Source organism: Corallococcus silvisoli, assembly GCF_009909145.1.
GTDB classification, from domain to species: Bacteria; Myxococcota; Myxococcia; order Myxococcales; family Myxococcaceae; genus Corallococcus; species Corallococcus silvisoli.
Window position 1 is genome coordinate 1 of the sequence record NZ_JAAAPJ010000023.1, and the last position, 17525, is coordinate 17525.

Sequence of the window (17525 nt, forward strand, 5' to 3'; positions counted from 1 at the left end):
CGCCGCCACCGGGCCCGCCGCACGGAGGCCGACGCGAAGCGGCTCGCGGAGAACGAGGCCATCTGGCGTGCACTCGGTACCCGTCCTCCAACCGGCCAGGTCCCCACCCTCGCCGTGGAGGAAGGCGAGGAGGACCCGGAGGCATGGGGCCGCAACCTCATCATGGACATCAGCAGCAAGGGCGAGAGCCGCATCCGCAACTGCGAGGCCAACGTCTTCACCGTCCTGCTGTCGTCCCCGGAGTGGCGCGGCGTGCTGCGCTTCAACGAGGTGAACAAGCGCCTGGAGTTTGAGGGCGGCCCGCTACCACCCGGCATCGACCCTGAGACGCTGGACGTCGAGATCACCAACTGGCTCCAGCAGAGCGAGTATGGGCGCCTTGGGCTCCAGCCGAAAGCAGCAGTCGTCGCTCCGCAGCTCCTCGCGGTGGCCAAGCGAAACCGCTACGACCCCGTCGCCGACTACCTGAACGGCCTGGAGTGGGACGGGACGCCGCGTCTCAACGGCATGCTGCAGCGCTACTTCGGCGCCCAGGGAGATGAGGCCCACCTGCACACCATCGGTGCCAAGTTCGCCATCGGCGCCGTAGCGCGGGCGCTCAAGCCGGGCTGCAAGGTGGACACCGTCCTCATTCTCGAAGGGCCCCAGGGCCTGCGGAAGTCCACGGCATTCCGAGAACTGGCCGCGCCGTGGTTCAGCGACGCGCCCATCGACGTCCACAACAAGGACTCAGCAATGCTGGCGTCCCAGTTCTGGTTCATTGAGCTGGCGGAACTCTCCACGCTGCGCCGCGCGGAGAACCAAGCCCTTAAGGGATTCATCAGCCGCACCGAGGACACGTACCGCCCACCGTACGGTCGCGCCAACGTGAAGACGGCCCGTCGATGCGTCTTCGTAGGAACCACGAACGACGATGCCTATCTGCGGGACCCCACGGGACACCGCCGTTTCTGGCCGGTGCTCTGCACAAACATCGACATTGAGGGATTGCGCCAGGACCGCGAGCAGCTATGGGCGGAGGCCGTGCTGCGCTTCAAGCAGGGCGAGGCCTGGTGGCTGTCCGACGAGGAGGCGCGGCGCGCGGAAGCCCAGGCAGCACTCCGAGCCGAAGGAGCAGGCGACGGTCGCGAGGAGGCAATTGTCCAGTGGCTCCTTCACATGCCGAAGGAGCGGCGACCCGCAGAAGTATCCATCCTCCAGGTAGCAACCGAAGCGCTCGGCATGCCCACGGCTCACGTGGACCACCGCATCTCCACCGAGATCGGCACCTGCCTCGTGGCGCTCGGCTTCGAGAAGCACCAGCGCCGCATGGATGGACGCCGGCCTCGCATGTACAGAACGCCAAAGGACCTGATGCTTGCCCGGCATGAAGGCCGTCCTGCGGTCTATCCGCCCCATGTTAATCGGGAATTTCAACAGGCATCAGTCCCAAGAATTGATTCTCAACAAGAGGGCTCGTGAGAACGCCGTACTTTTCCCGAAGGTACTGCCACTTGGCGCGGCCGTCCGAGCGGTCTACGTCCAGCCCCAGAAACATATCAAGTTCGCCATGCTGCACTTCTGGATCGACAACCCGCATCCCCTCAGCACGCGCAAACATTGAGCATATTTCCGAGACACGAAACTCCTTCAACCTAACCCCGAGCGGATTTACGAACACATACCCACGACCATGCCCGTAAAAAATGACACCGTCGAGTTCCCTAGCTCTATAAAAGGTAAATCTATTATAATAAAAGCAATACCGCACAGCAATACCAACCTTGGCCATCTCCTCCATATCAAGAGAAGGAACAGCCGAAACCCGCACGGTCCCATACAGCGTCCTGAAGATAGCCTCCGTCATAAATTCAGAATCAGCGTGGGTTCCAGCAATCCAGAGAACCTTAAAGCCGTTCAGCGCTACTGGGCTTTCCAGTTGTTTCGCCTTCGCCCTTATTACGCCATCAAGCCTATTGCTTGACGAAATCTCGCGTGTGAGAGTCGCACTCCCCTCCTCCTTCGCTTGGTGAAGCATCTGAGCAAACGCCTCCATGGGTTCTTTCTCCGTCACCTCCAACAAGACTTGCTCCCCATTTTTCTGCACGATGAAGTCCGGCGTAGGCCGTTCAGTCTCTGGGATTTTCGTAACAACGAACTGGCTCAACTCCAGCACTTCCTTGGCCTTTGCCTCAGCCCCGTTCCGCACCACGCCATTGCTTGTCATTTCCCACCCTGTTAATTCAAACTGAAAGAGAAGCTTCGCCCAACCGTCCTCCATCTCCCATCTACATCACCTCCAGGGCATCAACTGCTCGGCCTGAGACACCCAAAGCGCACCAACCGCCTCTCTACGACAAATAGCGCTCCGTCTAAAACGAAGAGCTCCGGCCATGTGTCGCAAGGCCATTTCCCACCCGCACGCCCCTTCCCCTTTAACAACAAGCGCAAGTTGGTCAGGAGAAAGAGCTAGCGTAGCGACGAGGCCGGCGCCCTCGCCATCCCATTCGATCACCGGCTCCTCGAACGTAGGAAATCCGTCCAAGCCAAGAACATCAAGAAACCTTGACACCTCGGCATAGCTGATCACATGCACAATGCCATCAACCCAACCCGCACTTGGCAAGAATTGATTATCCGCGATGGCCGCCAGCGTTGCTCTCGCCATAACGGCAGGCATTCGTTCATCACGGTACTGGTCGATCTCTCCTTTCACCCCTGCGGTCTGGGCCCTCTTCTGGAGTCTGCTTATTTCCGCATCATTCTCCTGCACGAAGTCAACAACTCGTGTCTCAAGGGCGGCCATGGTGCGTGGCGAGCGAGCAATAAATGTCTGCATCAACCATCTCACCTGGTCGCCCAATCCCGTATCAAGACGCCCAGAACGCGTCGCCACAGATTCAACAATTCCCGCCAGCACCTGCTCAATTTTTGTCGACAGGAGGCGCTCAACCCCAACTCCAGACAACCCATTTGCCATTGAGTTACTCGGGAGCGAGTAGAGATCTTTCTCCCAACAGATCCCATCTGGCACTTCTCTTTCTGGACGAAGGCGCAGCGCATTTGGCGGTCCCACCCGACGGTATCGAATCAAGAAGCCGTCGTCGTTGCACCACTGACGCAGGTAAACTCTAGGAACAAAGTGTTGATTCAATTTCCATCCCTGTTTTATAATTGCGAAATGCGTCTAAAGTAGCGAGGTGCAGGCTCTGCTCAACTGCGCGCAGCAGCCTTGGGCTTCTTGCGAAATTTACCCCCATTGAGTAGGGGTGAGTCCAGCAGCCGAAGGCCCCAGGCAGCACGCTGTCGAAGGCGGCGTCCTCCGCCACCTGTCCGTCTCGCAGTTGCGGAAATTCGCCCTCTGCGAACGCGCGTGGTTCTTTGCCAGGGTCCTCCGGCTGCCTGAGCGGCCCCTCAAGGCCCGGGACCTTGGCACCGCAGTCCATGCCCAGTTGGAGCACTTCCTGCGCACGGGCCAGGACGTGCTGGGCCCCTTCGCGGCGTCCGGCAAGCACCTGCTCCCCGCGCCAGGGCCAGACCTCCTCGTGGAGGAGCACTTCGGCCAGCCATCCCCGCTCTTCGCGGATGGCATCCCGCTCACCGGCTACATCGACCTCGTCAACCCGCGACGCCTCGCAGAAGGCGTGCTGCGCGTCACGGACCACAAGACGACGAAGTCCATCGCCAGCTACGCCGCGACGTCGGAGCAGCTCGCCTCCGCAGCTCATGACGCAGGCATCCAGATGGTGGGCTATGGCTACTGGGCCGCCCTCGCCTCCGAGCGCTTTCCGGGACTGAAGCGGCTGGAGCTGGAGCACCTCTACTTCCAGACCCACGGCGCGAGGCTCGCCCGCTCCGTCGTCGCCACCGTCAGCGTAGAGCACGTCCGCGACGAGTGGCACACGCACGTCGAGCCGCTGGCGCGCCGCATGCGCGACGTCGCGCGGGTCACCTCCCCCAGCCAGGTCAAACCCACCTGGAGCGCCTGCCAGAAGTACGGCGGGTGCTCCTTCCAGGCGCAGTGCCTCAACTCGCAGTCGCAAGGAAGCAAGCCCATGGCCCTGATGGATCGCATCCTCAAGCCCCAGACTCCGCCCACGCAGCCCGCCGCGTCCGTCCCCGTGACGGCCTCCCCGCCGCCCGTCCCCGCCCAGGCCGCTCTGGAGATGGAGCTGGCTGCGGTGCTGCCTCCGGACGCGCCCAAGAGCAACCCGGCGCTGGCGTCCATCCCCGCGCCCGAACAGCCCGAGCAAGTGGCCAGCGACGGGGCCCCGCGCCGCAAGCGACGGACGAAGGCGGAGATGGAGGCCGCCCGCGCCGCCGAAACTACGCGGCCCGCAGAGGCCAGCCTGTCCCTCTACGTGGACTGCGTGCCCAACTGCCCCGTCGAGCCGCTGGCCGGCTACGTCGGCCGCATGGTGGCGAAGATTGAGCAGGAGTGCGGCGTCGTGGACATCCGCGTCGCCCCTAACGACTCGCCCCTGGCCTACGGGAAGTGGAAGGGCGTGCTGGCCGCCACCATCCGCGCCGAGCCTCCCGAGCCCGGCAGCTACGCCGCCCTGGGCGTGGCCGGCAGCGAGCTGATGCAGGTCGCGGTGGAGGCTCTGGAGCCGCTGTGTGGCACGGGGTACTTCGTCCGTGGCGTCCGGTAGCGAGGGCCGCCCGTGAAGCTTCTCCAGCGCCTTGGCGTGCCCCTGCCGCCATCCCCGCCCCCAGGAGACGTGCCCCAAGTAGCCGAGAACTACTCGCGCACGGGCCGTTCGCCCGTGGGCTGGTCCTCGGACCTGGCCCGCATCCTCGCCCTGCCCCGCCGCGACCTGGCCGCTACCTACACGGCGGCGGACGTCGAGGCGCTGGAAGCCCAGCTGCGCGCCCCTGCAGGCCCGTGTGGCTGTGCGGCCATGTCCCCTGCCGGTCCGTGCCCCACGCGGCTGCGGCGCATCCAGGCCCTGGCGCTGCTGGAGGCGTCCCGTGTGGGCGGGCTGCTGGGGCCCATCGGCACGGGGCACGGCAAGGAGCTGACCACGTTCCTCATGCCCATGGTGATGCCGGCCTGCCGCGTGGCTTGCCTCTTCATCCCCGCCAACCTACTGCCGCAGTTCAACGCGGAATGGGACTACTACGGTGCGCACTGGCGGCTGCCCAACCTCGCGGGCGGGCGCTGGTTCCGGCCGGGCCTGCCGGTGCTGCACGTCATCACCTACAACAAGCTCTCCAGCCAGGAAGCGACGGACCTGCTGGAGCGCATCCGCCCGGACCTCGTCACCCTCAACGAGGCGCACAACCTCAAGGACCCGAAGGCCTCGCGCACCGGCCGCTTCCTCCGCTACTTCGAGAAGCGCCCAGAGACGCGGCTCGTGGCGCTGTCCGGCACGTTCGCGTCGAAGAGCATCAAGGACTACGCGCACCTGTCGCGGCTGGCGCTGCGCGACGGCTCGCCCCTACCTCTAGCCCACCACGTCGTGGAGGAGTGGGGCACGGCGCTCGACCCGGGCAAGGTGATTGCCCCACCTGGCGCGCTGGAGCGGCTGTGCGAGCCCGAGGAGCACGTCCGCGAGGGCTTCCGGCGCCGCCGCAACGACACGCGCGGCGTCGTCGCCACGGACGAGAGCGCCCTGGACAAGCCGCTCACCATCCGCCCGCGCTACCCGGGGCCGGTGCCCGCCGAGTTACTGGCGCTCATCGAGCTGGCGCATGGCGGCGAGCGCCCGGACGGGGAGCAATTCCAGGAGCAGCTCCAGGCCATGGCCTGTGCGCGTCAGCTGTCAGCGGGCTTCTATCACCGCTGGCGCTACCCTCGGGGCGAGCCTTCAGAACTGATCGAGGAGTGGTTCGCGAAGCGGAAGGCCTGGAACAAGGAGGTATGGGAGGAGCTGAAGGGCGAGCGTCGCGAGCACATGGACTCGCCGGGGCTGCTCACCAAGGCAGCCATCCGCGCGCACATGGTGCCGCCCTACGAGGGCGACAAGCCGGTGTGGCGAGCGGATACATGGACGGACTGGGCGGAGATTCACGACGCGGTGCAGCCCGAGCCCCAAGCGGTGTGGGTGTCTGACTTTCTCGTGCAGGACGCGGCGGAGTGGGCACGGACCCAGGTTGGAATCGTCTGGGTGGAGTTCCCAGAACTGGGGGAGCGGATCGCCCGCGCCGCTGGAGTGCCGTACTACGGCGGGGGCCGGGCCGCGTCCGAGGCCATCCTCCAGGAGAGTGGGCGGCGCTCCATCGTCGCGAGCATCAAGGCGCATGCAACGGGGAAGAACCTCCAGCAGTTCTCCCGAAACCTCGTGGTGACGCCGCCCTCGGACGGTGCCCTCTGGGAGCAGCTCCTCGCGCGCACGCACCGTCCAGGGCAGCAGGCGGCGTGCGTCGCGGTGGACGTGTGCATCCACACGCAGGACTACGTCGAGGCCTTCGCTACTGCGCAGGAACGAGCACGATTCATTCAGCAGACAGATGGGCAACCTCAGAAGGTCCTTATTGCACCTTCCATGTGCCCATTTTAGCATATCTGCACCGCCGCCTTCACAACACAAAGACGCCAAGAACAAACTCAAATCCCACAAACGACACATCACGCAAATCCACCCATGAAAAAGAAAACCAGAACTCCTCCCCCCCCTTTGACTGAGAAATTCTCTCCCGGATCTCTATGCCTCAATTGCGCCAAGCATCCGAATCTCAAGCGCCTCATAGAGTCCACAGGAAAGCCAGGTCTCAAGTGCAACTTTTGCGGCCAGTCCAGCTCGATCGCATCCATCCGAAAACATACCCGCAGCTTGGCAATGACCATTCGCGGGCTCATTCGCCTCCACTACTCAGAATGGGAATATAACACCCACCTGGGAGGGGACGACATGAGTTCATTGCTTTTTAAAGAAAATCCCATCATAAACCACCCGCCCGAGGGAGCAAACTCGCCCCAAGCGGAAGATGCTGAAACATTTATCTACGAGCTACTCTCTACCGACACTTATCCAGTTCCCGGCAAGGGCATTTCCATCTTCGGAGGCTACATTGATAACGGGATACGCGCCGCCCCGTACATCGCGCTCTCAAGCTACACATCGCCAATATTAACAAAAACAATATCAATGCTCAGCAAGGAAAATCACTTCAAGGTTGAGGTCATACTAGAGAATGACCTCAAGATCTCAGATGCCGACATTGAGGGCGAAATCAAAGAAGGCACAATTCTGTACCGGGCGCGAATTGGCATCGCAAAGTCATACCAAAACCACGAAAATCCAGACTGGACCGCCCGAGTAAGAAGGAGGCCATTTCAGGGCTCTCAAATCGGCGCTCCGCCGCCATTGCTCGCAACTGCGGGGCGCGTCAATCGCGCCGGTGTTTCGTTTCTCTATCTCTCCTCAGATCAAACCACTGCCGCAGTGGAAGTGCGACCTCATCCGGGACACTACATTTCAATCGCAGGATTTAAGGCACAGAAAAGACTAAGGGTCGCAGATTTCGGACGCGTCGACATTTCCAAATTCATCAACAGCGATAAGGACCTGCGTCTATTTCATCTCGCATACTCTATTGACGAATCCATGAGCATGCCCATAACTCCAGAAGAGCGCAGCCAATACACGGTCACACAGCTAATCGCCGACCTAATGCGGCGTCGCGGTTTCGACGGCATCAGATTCAGGAGTTCCGTAGGCAGCGGATTCAATGTCTGCGTATTTGATTCTGGCGCCTTTGCGGAACTACCCAAGCTCGGCGATGTGCTTTTCACTAAAAAACTTTCGTACCAGCTCGATAGCGTCGACGCTGTCCTAGAACCATCCGAGGACGACATAGAAATCAAATGAGTCCTTGCAACACATTCGCAAGGCAAAAATTCAACACCGTCCACCAACGTCATTTGGCTGCCTTGCCTCTTCATGGGGAGAGGCCCCTAAAAAACTGAGAGACCGAAACAAGAAAGCACACGAATTAAACCACTCTCGAAAGCTGCCCCCATTTGAGCTGGTGAGGACGTCCTTCGGCGTCCCCATCGCACGAAAGGGAGCAACGGGACATGAGCAACGCAGCACTTTCACGAATCGTCAGCGCCCAGGCGGCGCTCGGCGCGCAGTATCTCAAGGCCGGCCGCTACCGGCTTGAGGTGCAGTCCATCCGCACCAAGGACGGCTTCAAGGGCCTGTCCGCCATCGCTGAGCTGAAGGTGGTGTCCGCCGAGCGGGCGCAGCCCGCCAGCGAGCCCAGCCGCATCGGACTGGTGGCCTCCTACGTGGAGAACCTCTCCGACGCGAAGAAGAACGGCGGCGGGCGCTTCAAGGCCTTCGTCATGGCCCTGGCCGGCGCCGAGGAGCAGGAGCTGTCCCTGGAGCAGCTCGCCAAGTTCACTGGCGACAAGCAGGCCGGAGCCTTCCTCCTCATCGACTGCGAGGTCTTCCCGAAGACTCTGCCCGAGAAGGATGGCAAGCCCGGGAAGGTCATCGAGGGCTACCGCTGGAGCACCGTCAACCCCACGGACGACGAGTTGGCGGCCATCGAAGCGAAGCGCGCCGACGCGAAGCTGCCGCCCCTCTCCGTCGCCCTGGCCTGAGCAGTTCCCTCTCCCAAACAACTGAGCACCTGGCGCGACTCCCCTACCGCCACGGCTGGCCCACGACACGGGCCTCTTCGTGTTGTGCCCACCTCCCTCTTCAGCTTCGACACCGAGACGCACCTGATTCAACCCGGCCTCCTCGCCCCGCCGCTCGTCTGCGCCTCCATCGCACACGCGGAACCGGACAGTGGGCGACTCCTCTCCGCAGCACAGGCGCGGGACTGGTTTCGGGACGCCCTCTCCTCTCCAGACATCGACCTGACGGGGGCCAACCTCGCCTACGACCTGGGTGCCATGTGCGCGGACGACGCGCGGCTCGTGGACGCCGTCTTCGAGGCTGCCGAAGCCGGACGCCTGCACGACGTTGCCATCCGCGAAGCGCTCATCGACATCGCGCGCGGACACCACGGCGTGGACCCGAAGACGGGCCGCCAGTTGGGAGACGACGAGGGCGCCCGCTATCCACTCTCTCTCCTGGTGAAGCGCCACCTGGGCCTCGACATCAGCGCGGAGAAGAAGGCCCCGGACGCATGGCGCCTGCGCTACGCGGAACTCGACGGCGTGCCCTTGGAACAGTGGCCCGCCGCCGCCGTGGACTACCCGAGGCGCGACGCCCGCTTCACGCTGGATGTCCACCTCGCCCAGGAGCGCGTCGCGGCCACCAGCCCCAACGGCGGCAACCTCCACGCGGAAGGCGACCAGGTCCGCGCCGCCCTGGCGCTGCACTTCGCTTCCATCTGGGGCCTGCGCACCAATGGTGGGCGCGTCGCCCAGCTGCGCCAGCGCGTAGAGGCGGAGTGGAGCGCCAACCGCGCCCGCTTCCTCGCGGCGGGCATCTTCCGGCCCGACGGCACCAAGGACTCGAAGCGCCTCGCATCCCTCGTGTCCGCCGCCTACAACGGCCTGCCGCCCGTCACCTCGCCCACGGAGCGCTTCCCGGACGGGCAGGTGGCCACCGACAGGGACACGCTCCTCGACTCGGGGGACGCGCTACTGGAGGAGCTGGGCAAGGCCGGCAAGGTGGACAAGTACCGCTCCACTTACCTGGGCAAGCTGGAGGCCGGCGTCACGCGCCCCTTCAACCCGCGCTTCAACGTGCTGGTGTCCACGACGCGCGTCTCCAGCGACTACCAGCAGCTGCCCCAGCGCGGCGGCGTCCGGGAGTGCCACGAGGCCCGGCCCGGCTTCGTCTTCTGCTCCGTGGACTACGCCGGCCTGGAACTGCGCACCATGGCCCAGCGCGCCCTCTGGGAGGTGGGGTGGTCGCGCATGGCCGAGGCTCTGATGGCGAAGGAGGACGTCCACACGTCCGCCGCCGCCACCTTCCTCGGGGAGAGCTACGCGGCCCTGCTGCCGCGCGTGAAGGCGAAGGAGGCCACGGCCACGTCCTTCCGCTCCCTCGCGAAAATCTTCAACTTCGGCAAGGGCGGAGGGCTGGGCGCGGGCGGCATGGCGTACCACGCGCGGGCGAAGGACGGCGTCCGGTTCTGCCAGCTAGCGAAGGCTGCGGAGGCATGCGGAGTCGAGCGCGTGCCCGTGCGCGTCCAGGGCAAGGTGAAGATGGTGTGCGCCGCGTGCGTGGACGTCTCCCGGTACTACGGAGACAGGTGGATGCAGGCATGGCCCGAGCAGCGGGAGATGTTCTCCCGCGCCAGTCGCCTCACCTACGGCGGGCGGCTGGTGGACGTGATGATTCCCGGGGCCAACATCCTCCGGGGCGGGTGTGGCTACACGCAGTGGCTCAACACCCCCTTTCAAGGCCTGGGCGCCGTGGGCACGAAGCTGGCGACGTGGCGCGTGTCCCTGGAGATGTACACGGACCGGCGCTCCCCCCTCTGGGGCTCGCGACTTGTCCTCATGGTGCATGACGAGTTGGTGGCGGAGCTGCGCGCGAACTGCCCCAACCGCCTCCACGCCGCCGCCGAGCGCATGGCGGAACTCATGCGGCAGGCCATGCGGGAAACGACTCCCGATCTCGCGGGCGCCATCGAGGCCGAGCCCACCCTCTCGCGCGTGCTGTCGAAGGACGCGGCGACGGTGCGCGACGCGTCGGGCAAGCTGCTCGTATGGGAACCAGAGCCGGATGCCGCAGCGTAACCGCATCACCAAGTTCGAACTTCGCGCTAGTTACTCGCCACGCACACGGCGCTCGAAGTCGATAAATGCATCATGCTTCAAGTAGAAGTTGACCGCTTCCACGAGTTCAGTCGCCGAGACGTCAGCCCGCTGTCGCCTCGCATTCGAGACTATTCCCAGCACGTCGGCGACGGAGAGCACATACCGCAATCCATGTTTGCGAGCCAAGTCGGGTAGTTCGTCAGAGTATACGTCCCGCTCAAGGACCATTGTGGGAGTCCGAACTTCCAACGGATGCTCTCCCTTGACGTAGATCGCATGAGCCCTGGTTGGGTAGGCGTCGATGCGAGCGACGACATTTGCAAGCCACTCGGTGGATTCCATGGGTCCGCAGCCTATCCCGGGCCGTCACGGCCCCATTGGCCAAAAGACCTTCGACAGGCATGCATTCCGGAAGGCCACGAGCCAAACCTGCCCCCATTGAAAGGGGGTGAACCCAGCATCCGCCCCTACCAGCGGCGAGCCCTGCACGCGGCTCGTCTCCATCGACCCGGGGCTACGCCATTGCGGCGTGGCCCTCTTCGACGTCCCCTCTGGCGCGCTTCTCTGTGCCGGGCTGCCGAGGAACCCCGCGCCGGCCCACGGCGAGCTGTCCCTGGCCTCCTGGGCCTCCATGGCCAGCGCCGTCCAGGAGTGGCTCCGGCCTCGCGTCGGCGACGAGTCCTTCCACCTCGTCATTGAGCTGCCGCGCGTCTACGCCGCTGCGCACCAGAAGGGCGATCAGAACGACCTCCTCCAGCTTACCGGCGTCGTCGGCACGCTGGGCGGGGCCCTGGCGCCCGTCGCGAGCCGGCGCAGCGTCTACCCGCGCGACTGGAAGGGCACCCTCGACGCGGACGCCTTCATCGAGCGCAGCAAACAGCGCCTCGACGCGGGCGAGCACCTGCGCGTGGAGCTGCCCGCCGCGCGTGACCTCCACCACAACGTCTGGGACGCCATCGGCATCGGGCTTCACGCCCTTGGCCGGCTCGCCCCTCGTCGCGTCCTCCCGAGGTGAACATGGCCCCTCAACTGACCGGCCCTGGACTCGATGGCCCCGCCGTCACCGTGGAGCGCGCGGCGGAGCTGCTCCAGTGCAAGCGTACCCGCGTCTTCGAGTTGCTCGCGGAAGGCCGCCTGAAGCGCGCTCCCAAGTTCGGGAGGAAGACAACGGTCCGCCTCGACTCCATCCTCGCGTGCCTCGAAGTCCTCCGGGTAGCCCCTGGAGGAGGCTCGCGCACTCCCCGCAGCAAGGGTCAGGCGACCGACTTCTCGTTGGAAGCGTTCAAATCCGCCGTTCGCGAGGCGATGGGTGGGTCCTCGGGATGAACGAGCTTGAGTGGAAGCTCAATCATCGGAGGGACCTTGACGCTCTTGTAGAACGTCCGCGTCGTCTTGGTGCTCTTGTGCCCCATGACGGCAGCGACCTCTTCAACGGGAAGTCCCCGCTTCGTGGGCCGCACCAGGACACCGTAGTCGGAAGCCCAGTTCGAAAAGCTGTGGCGTAGCTCCCCCGGTTCGATGACCTGAATCTTCTCCTTCTCGTCGTCGGACTCGCACTTCTCGCGGAGCCGGTTCGCGGCTCGCTTGAGCATCACGAGTGCAGGCGCGCGGGTGAGCGGCTTCTTCCGGGCCTGGAGCCGCATGGCCGCTGCGAAGGTCTGCGCATCAAGGCTGACGACGTGGTGGTCCCCCCGCTTGTGGAAGAAGGTGACGGTCCCCTTGATGCCGCAGGGGTCGTCAACCTGCCTCAAGAGGGCCTCACCTCTCGCTACACGGGCAATCTCGGAGTCGTGCATCGAGGCCTTGGCACGCATGCAGATCGTGTCCCGAAGGAGCTGGCTCGGAAGCTCGGCATAGACCGCTTCCACCTCCTCCATGGTGTAGCCCTTGGCCCTGACGCTTTTTTCTGGCTTCGCCTGGGGCACCATCAGGTCCAACGAGGGGTCGTTGCTCCGATGCAGCTTCCCCTCCTGGCGCAGCCACTTGGTGAACGCCTTCAACGCCACGATCCGGTGATGCTCGGCGGTCTTCCACCCTTTGAGCAACTTCCGCAACTCGGCGAGCGTCACTTCCCGCAGGTCCCGGCCTGCGAGCGCGACGCCCCAGTGAGCTAGATAGCTCCCAAGGATGTGCTCGACGTACTCCTCCGAGAGCCCCTCCTTCCGCGCAGAAGTGAGGAACTCCTTCTGAAGCTCCGGGGTTAGCACCACCGCCTCGGCAGCAGCCCGCTCGGCAGCTTCAACCGCACTCCGAGCGGCCTGCTTGCGGGTCCTGTACGCAGCCGGATCCCGCTCGAAGAGCACCAGTTCGGCAAGGGCGTCCTTGTCTGTGGCCGCATCCAGCGCAATGGCTCGGACGGCTCCGTTCACCCGCCGTTCAATCACCCACACTCGCCTCCCTCGAACCTCCTTGACCCTCCCTCCCTCCCACTTGCCGACCCAGTTCGCAGGCATTCAGCCTCCCCTGTTGTTCCTTTGTTGTCCCCTACCTATACTATCGCTCAGTACCACTCGAAAGATTCTAGTCCTTTCAAGCCGGTAACACGGGTTCGAATCCCGTCGGGGACATGCAGGAACACGGGGTTGGACGGATCAAACCGTCCAACCCCGTTCGTTTTTTGGCCGCATGCCACGGCTTGATGCCGGTTGGCGTCAGGCCGACACCCATGGCGCTCGCGCGAGATGCGGCCCGCAAGTGGACGTGCGGACTGATCCATGGACCGTTCGACGGCGCGGCGCCCTGCGCGCGAACACCGTGCCCGCCACCCCGCCTGGGTCGACCCGCGAAGCTCCCAGACGATTGGGACGCTCTTGAAGACGCCGCCCGCCCTCGAGGCCAACGCCGCGAGGACGACCGAACGGTGTCGCGAGCCGCCAGATCGCTCGAGCGCATGTGATTGAGAGCCACGAGCGAGCGCAGGCCGCGGAATTGCCCAAGCAACCAGGGCTGCTTCCTTCGCGACCTCCAATCACTCCCTAAACGCAATCAGCACCACCCCTCCAAATTCCAATCCATCCCTCAATTCTTCATCACCACCAAAACACCACACACACCGCGAAAGCATCGAACAAGGCGAGCGCGCCAACTCCCAATGAAAGACCTTGACGAAACAGACCGACCCAACAAAGGCTCACACTCCCCTCAACTCCAGGAGCCACATGCATCTCCCTGCTGGCCGTCGGGCCCTGCTTGGCTGTCTCTTTCTCGCATCGGTGCTGGCCTCGGCCGAAGGACTGGCGTCACCCAGTCAAACTGCTTCCCCGAAGCCGTGCGTTCAGCCTCCATCACAAATCGCGCCGCTCAACGCCCCCGTCTGCCTGACAGTGAAGGCGATTATCGAATCGCTCATTGGAATCGAGCGACAGCACATCACCGAGGACGCCAGCCTTGTCGACGATCTGGGCATGGACTGGCTCGACCTGGTTGAGTTCACCATGGCGCTGGAAATGGAGTTCGGGATCGAAATCCCCGATGAAGACAGCGAGCGATTCATCACCGTCGGCGGAGTTTGCGACTACATCACGTGGCGCCAGAATCCTTAGTCTTGCGGCTGTCGTTTGAGTCGTCGCCTTGAGCTTCTCAATCGCCGCGGACGAGGCCAGCTGGGACTCGTCCGCGATGCCTCCTGCTCCGCGGCCCGTGGCGGCCTCCGTCCACGGCCCTTGCGGCCGCAGGCCCCACCCTCCATTGAGCGCCACCCCGCTCGATGAGGCGCATCCCGTCCGAGCGACAGGCACATCAACATTTTCCTGAAAACAAAGTACTGACGTTTCAGACTCGTAACAATGGGTTTGAATCCCCGTCGGGGCCTTCCTGGTTCGCTCCGGACCTGTGGTTTTCCACGATCTTCCCCGCAAGGTCCGAGGCAACACGCCTCCGCCTCTTCCTGGGGCTGGAAAACCTGCTCATGGGTAGGCCATGGGCTCCGCGCCAATCCCTACCCTCTCAATAGACCCCGCCCTTATTTCCAAGCAACCACGGGCACTTGGCGCGCGACTCGATTCCACGCCACCACAACAGAGCGGCGTTCCTGCCGAATCGTTCACACAAATCATTCCGCGCTATCGCCCGGCGGTTCCGACTCAACCCATGACATTGGTCCGTCAAACCCAACGCATCACAATCTGGTTCTGGTCTACGCGAATGGGTAGGAAATCCACGCTCAGTATTGAAATCCCGACGCCCACTAGGACTCTCAATGACACCTGCCGGTCTCAAGGTCCTCTGTCTGGACGGAGGGGGGTTGCATACGCTCTTCAGCCTGCGGCTGATCCAGCGGCTCAATGCGATGTTCCCCTTCCTCAATGACGTCGATGCGTTCTCGGGAACGTCCGCCGGCGGCATCTCCGCGCTCATCCTGGCCGCGGGAGACCGGCCCTCGGAGCGGATCCAGGTCGCCATCGATTTCTGGTCGGACTCGCGCTACTTCACGCTGAACCTCCCTCAGCACGCGTTCAGTCCACTCTCGACCGCGACCTATACCAACCACGAGGCCAAGAAGGCGCTGGAGGCCCTGCTGGGGGATGTGACCCTGGGCCAGCTCAAGCGACAGGTGGTCATCCCCAGCTTCGAGTTGGACAACGAGGGCCGTGCGGGCCGCCCTCGGAGCTGGGCTCCGAGGATCTTCAGCACCCTCTCCACCCGCGAACCCAACACCGATCACAAGCAAGTCGCTGTCGACGTGGGCCTGCGGACCGCGGCCAGCCCCATGGGCTTCCCCATCTACGAAGGCTTCGTCGATGCGGGCATCTACGCCAACAACCCGAGCATGTGCGCCCTCGCGGAGGCCCTGCGCGGCGACATCTTCGAGCCGCCCGACATCCAGCTGTTCTCCGTGGGCGGCGGCCTGAATCGGCGCTACGTCGCCTCCGAGGACGGTGACTGGGGCCCGCGCCAATGGGTCCTCGACCTGAAGGAGCCCGGGCTCCTCCTGGAGATGGTGTTCGCCAGCGGCGTCGAGGCCGTCAGCTTCCAGTGCCTCCAGGTCCTCGGGGAGCAGAACTTCTTCAGGCTCAACCCCGCGTTCCAGGACACCGTCCCCATGACGAACGCGTGGCTCCCCGTGATCCCCGTCGACCTGATGCCCAATGTCGTGGAGAAGCTGATCGGCCTCGCCGATGCCGCGGACCTGAGCAAGGCATTGCTCTGGATGGAGAGCAACTGGGGCCGCCAGCCACGCTCCCATCAGACGTCGGCCCAGGCCGAGCGCTCGCGGATCGTGACGGACCTCACCCCGCCCTGACACCGCGTCAGGACATCGGCACCGGCTCACACCCTCTTCTTTTCCAAGTCGTCTCCCGTGACCCAAGGGGTATCTGAATGGCTCGCATCATCATGATTTCAGGGAAGGGAGGCGTCGGGAAGACCACCGTCGCCGCGGCGACCGGGCTGGCTGCCTCCAAGAAGGGCTCCCGCACGCTGATCCTCTCCTTCGACCTGGCGCACAGCCTCGCGGACTCCTTCAACCTCGACCTCAGTCTCTTCGATCACAACAAGGGCCGCCCCACCCAGGTGGCCGAGAACCTGGAGATCCAGGAGATCGACGTCGCGGAGGAGCTCGAGCGCGAGTGGAGCACCATCTACCAATACCTGGCGTCGCTCTTCGCGTCCGCCGGCGTCTCCGAGGTGGTGGCCGAAGAGGTCGCGATCCTGCCCGGCATGGAGGACGTCGTCGCGCTGATCTTCATCAACCGCTACATCAACAAGAACCTCTACGACACCATCGTCGTGGACTGCCCTCCCACCAGCGAGTCGTTGAGGTTCGTCAACATCACCGCGACGCTCGAGTGGTACGTCAAGACGCGCTTCAGCTTCGACCGGCAGGTCGGCAAGCTCGTGCGCCCCCTGCTGGGCAAGAGCTCCTCCAAGATGGGCATCCCCGAGGATGACTACTTCAACAGCCTCAAGGGGATGTTCTCCGAGCTGAACGGCATCCAGAAACGCCTGCTGGACCCGACCCAGACCACCGTGCGGCTGGTGTGCAATCCCGAGAAGATGGTGATCCGGGAGACGCAGCGCGCCTACATGTACTTCAACCTGTATGGCATGACGACGGAGATGGTCGTCATCAACCGCGTGATGCCAACGTCGGAGGGCTACTTCTCGCGGTGGGCGGAGAACCAGGCTCGCTATTGCCAGGAAGTGAACGAGTATTTCAGCCCCGTGCCGGTCGTCCCCGTCCCCTACTTCGCCAACGAAGTCCTGGGCATGGAGCGCCTGAGCGAGGTGGCGGACGTCCTCTACAAGCAGGAGGACCCCACCCAAATCTATGTCAACCAGCCGTCCTATGCCTTCGCCAAGGAGGGTGACGGTTACGTCCTGAAGATGAACCTCCCGTTCGTGGACAAGCGCGAGCTGACGATGACGCGTTCCGAGAACGACCTGGTCATCCGCATCGGAAACTTCAAGCGCTACGTCCCGCTGCCGACCGCGATGCTCCACTACTCGTCGGTGACCGCGAAGAAGACGGCCAACGAATTGCAGGTCATCTTTCAGAAGTAATGGAGACTCTCACTTTGTCAGAGCTCCACGAATCTGGCGAGAATACACGGCAACACCCCAAACACAGGAGCTGTCATGACCACGCAACGCGAGCTTCCCAAGTCGTTCGGAGCCAGGCTGATGACGGCGATTCAAGATCAGCTCGTCACCACTCTCGAAGCAGACCGCGCCATCTACTTCTCCCTGCGCAAGAGCATGCTCCTGGCGAACGCCGAGATCCTCAAAGGCTTCATGGAGGTCGTCCAACACCAGTTGAAGCAGGTGGAGGCGTCCTCCGCGCCGAAGCCGCAGAAGCTCAAGATCCAGGTCGAGTAGCTGACAGCGGCCCTCGGCGTCACACGCCGACCGGGTCCGAGCCGTCCTGGACAAG

At 63.7% G+C, this 17525-nt stretch carries 15 protein-coding genes; 11 read left to right on the forward strand and 4 right to left on the reverse strand.

Annotated features, from left to right (window positions below):
* Window positions 1-1461: virulence-associated E family protein (locus GTY96_RS33230; RefSeq protein WP_235686052.1), on the forward strand; the 1461-nt coding region annotated here is incomplete at its 5' end.
* On the opposite strand, the gene GTY96_RS33235 is transcribed toward GTY96_RS33230, so the two are convergent.
* Both GTY96_RS33235 and GTY96_RS33240 read right to left on the reverse strand, forming a co-directional pair.
* Window positions 1400-2260, reverse strand: coding sequence for a hypothetical protein (locus GTY96_RS33235; RefSeq protein WP_161666807.1), 861 nt, complete (start codon window positions 2258-2260; stop codon window positions 1400-1402). The genes GTY96_RS33230 and GTY96_RS33235 overlap by 62 nt on opposite strands.
* Window positions 2261-2272: 12 nt before the next feature.
* On the reverse strand, window positions 2273-3133 hold the full coding sequence (locus GTY96_RS33240; RefSeq protein ID WP_161666808.1) for a DUF4238 domain-containing protein: 861 nt from the start codon (window positions 3131-3133) through the stop codon (window positions 2273-2275).
* A 115-nt stretch (window positions 3134-3248) separates the two neighbouring features.
* Here GTY96_RS33240 and GTY96_RS33245 point away from each other — a divergent pair, with 115 nt between their 5' ends.
* From GTY96_RS33245 to GTY96_RS33265, 5 genes are all read left to right on the forward strand, one after another.
* Window positions 3249-4631: a RecB family exonuclease gene (locus GTY96_RS33245; protein WP_161666809.1), complete on the forward strand. Its 1383-nt coding sequence runs from the start codon at window positions 3249-3251 to the stop codon at window positions 4629-4631.
* 69 nt (window positions 4632-4700) lie between these two features.
* The gene (locus tag GTY96_RS33250) at window positions 4701-6482 is read left to right on the forward strand and encodes a helicase (RefSeq protein ID WP_328701092.1); all 1782 of its coding nucleotides are present in this window, start codon (window positions 4701-4703) and stop codon (window positions 6480-6482) included.
* A 351-nt stretch (window positions 6483-6833) separates the two neighbouring features.
* Window positions 6834-7793 (forward strand): RES family NAD+ phosphorylase, encoded by a 960-nt coding sequence (locus GTY96_RS33255; protein WP_161666810.1) that lies wholly within the window; start codon window positions 6834-6836, stop codon window positions 7791-7793.
* 209 nt (window positions 7794-8002) lie between these two features.
* A complete protein-coding gene (locus tag GTY96_RS33260; RefSeq protein ID WP_161666811.1) occupies window positions 8003-8533 on the forward strand; it encodes a hypothetical protein in 531 nt (176 codons plus the stop codon).
* Between the two features lie 84 nt (window positions 8534-8617).
* Window positions 8618-10633, forward strand: coding sequence for a DNA polymerase (locus tag GTY96_RS33265; protein ID WP_161666812.1), 2016 nt, complete (start codon window positions 8618-8620; stop codon window positions 10631-10633).
* A 30-nt stretch (window positions 10634-10663) separates the two neighbouring features.
* On the opposite strand, the gene GTY96_RS33270 is transcribed toward GTY96_RS33265, so the two are convergent.
* On the reverse strand, window positions 10664-10996 hold the full coding sequence (locus GTY96_RS33270) for a DUF7716 domain-containing protein (protein WP_161666813.1): 333 nt from the start codon (window positions 10994-10996) through the stop codon (window positions 10664-10666).
* A gap of 106 nt (window positions 10997-11102) precedes the next feature.
* Between GTY96_RS33270 and GTY96_RS33275 the strand changes: the two genes are divergently transcribed.
* Window positions 11103-11669, forward strand: coding sequence for a hypothetical protein (locus GTY96_RS33275; RefSeq protein ID WP_161666814.1), 567 nt, complete (start codon window positions 11103-11105; stop codon window positions 11667-11669).
* 238 nt (window positions 11670-11907) lie between these two features.
* Here GTY96_RS33275 and GTY96_RS33280 read toward each other — a convergent pair whose 3' ends face one another.
* A complete protein-coding gene (locus GTY96_RS33280) occupies window positions 11908-13107 on the reverse strand; it encodes a site-specific integrase (RefSeq protein WP_235686053.1) in 1200 nt (399 codons plus the stop codon).
* A gap of 705 nt (window positions 13108-13812) precedes the next feature.
* On the opposite strand from GTY96_RS33280, the gene acpP reads away from it, so the two are divergent.
* The 4 genes from acpP to GTY96_RS33300 all read left to right on the forward strand — a co-directional run bounded on the left by acpP (window position 13813) and on the right by GTY96_RS33300 (window position 17470).
* Window positions 13813-14196: an acyl carrier protein gene (acpP, locus tag GTY96_RS38645; protein ID WP_143905707.1), complete on the forward strand. Its 384-nt coding sequence runs from the start codon at window positions 13813-13815 to the stop codon at window positions 14194-14196.
* A gap of 656 nt (window positions 14197-14852) precedes the next feature.
* A complete protein-coding gene (locus tag GTY96_RS33290) occupies window positions 14853-15896 on the forward strand; it encodes a patatin-like phospholipase family protein (RefSeq protein ID WP_268903995.1) in 1044 nt (347 codons plus the stop codon).
* Between the two features lie 77 nt (window positions 15897-15973).
* The gene (locus GTY96_RS33295; protein WP_143905702.1) at window positions 15974-17155 is read left to right on the forward strand and encodes an ArsA family ATPase; all 1182 of its coding nucleotides are present in this window, start codon (window positions 15974-15976) and stop codon (window positions 17153-17155) included.
* A 75-nt stretch (window positions 17156-17230) separates the two neighbouring features.
* Window positions 17231-17470, forward strand: a complete 240-nt coding sequence (locus GTY96_RS33300; RefSeq protein WP_143905700.1) for a hypothetical protein — start codon at window positions 17231-17233, stop codon at window positions 17468-17470.
* Window positions 17471-17525 lie beyond the last annotated feature (55 nt).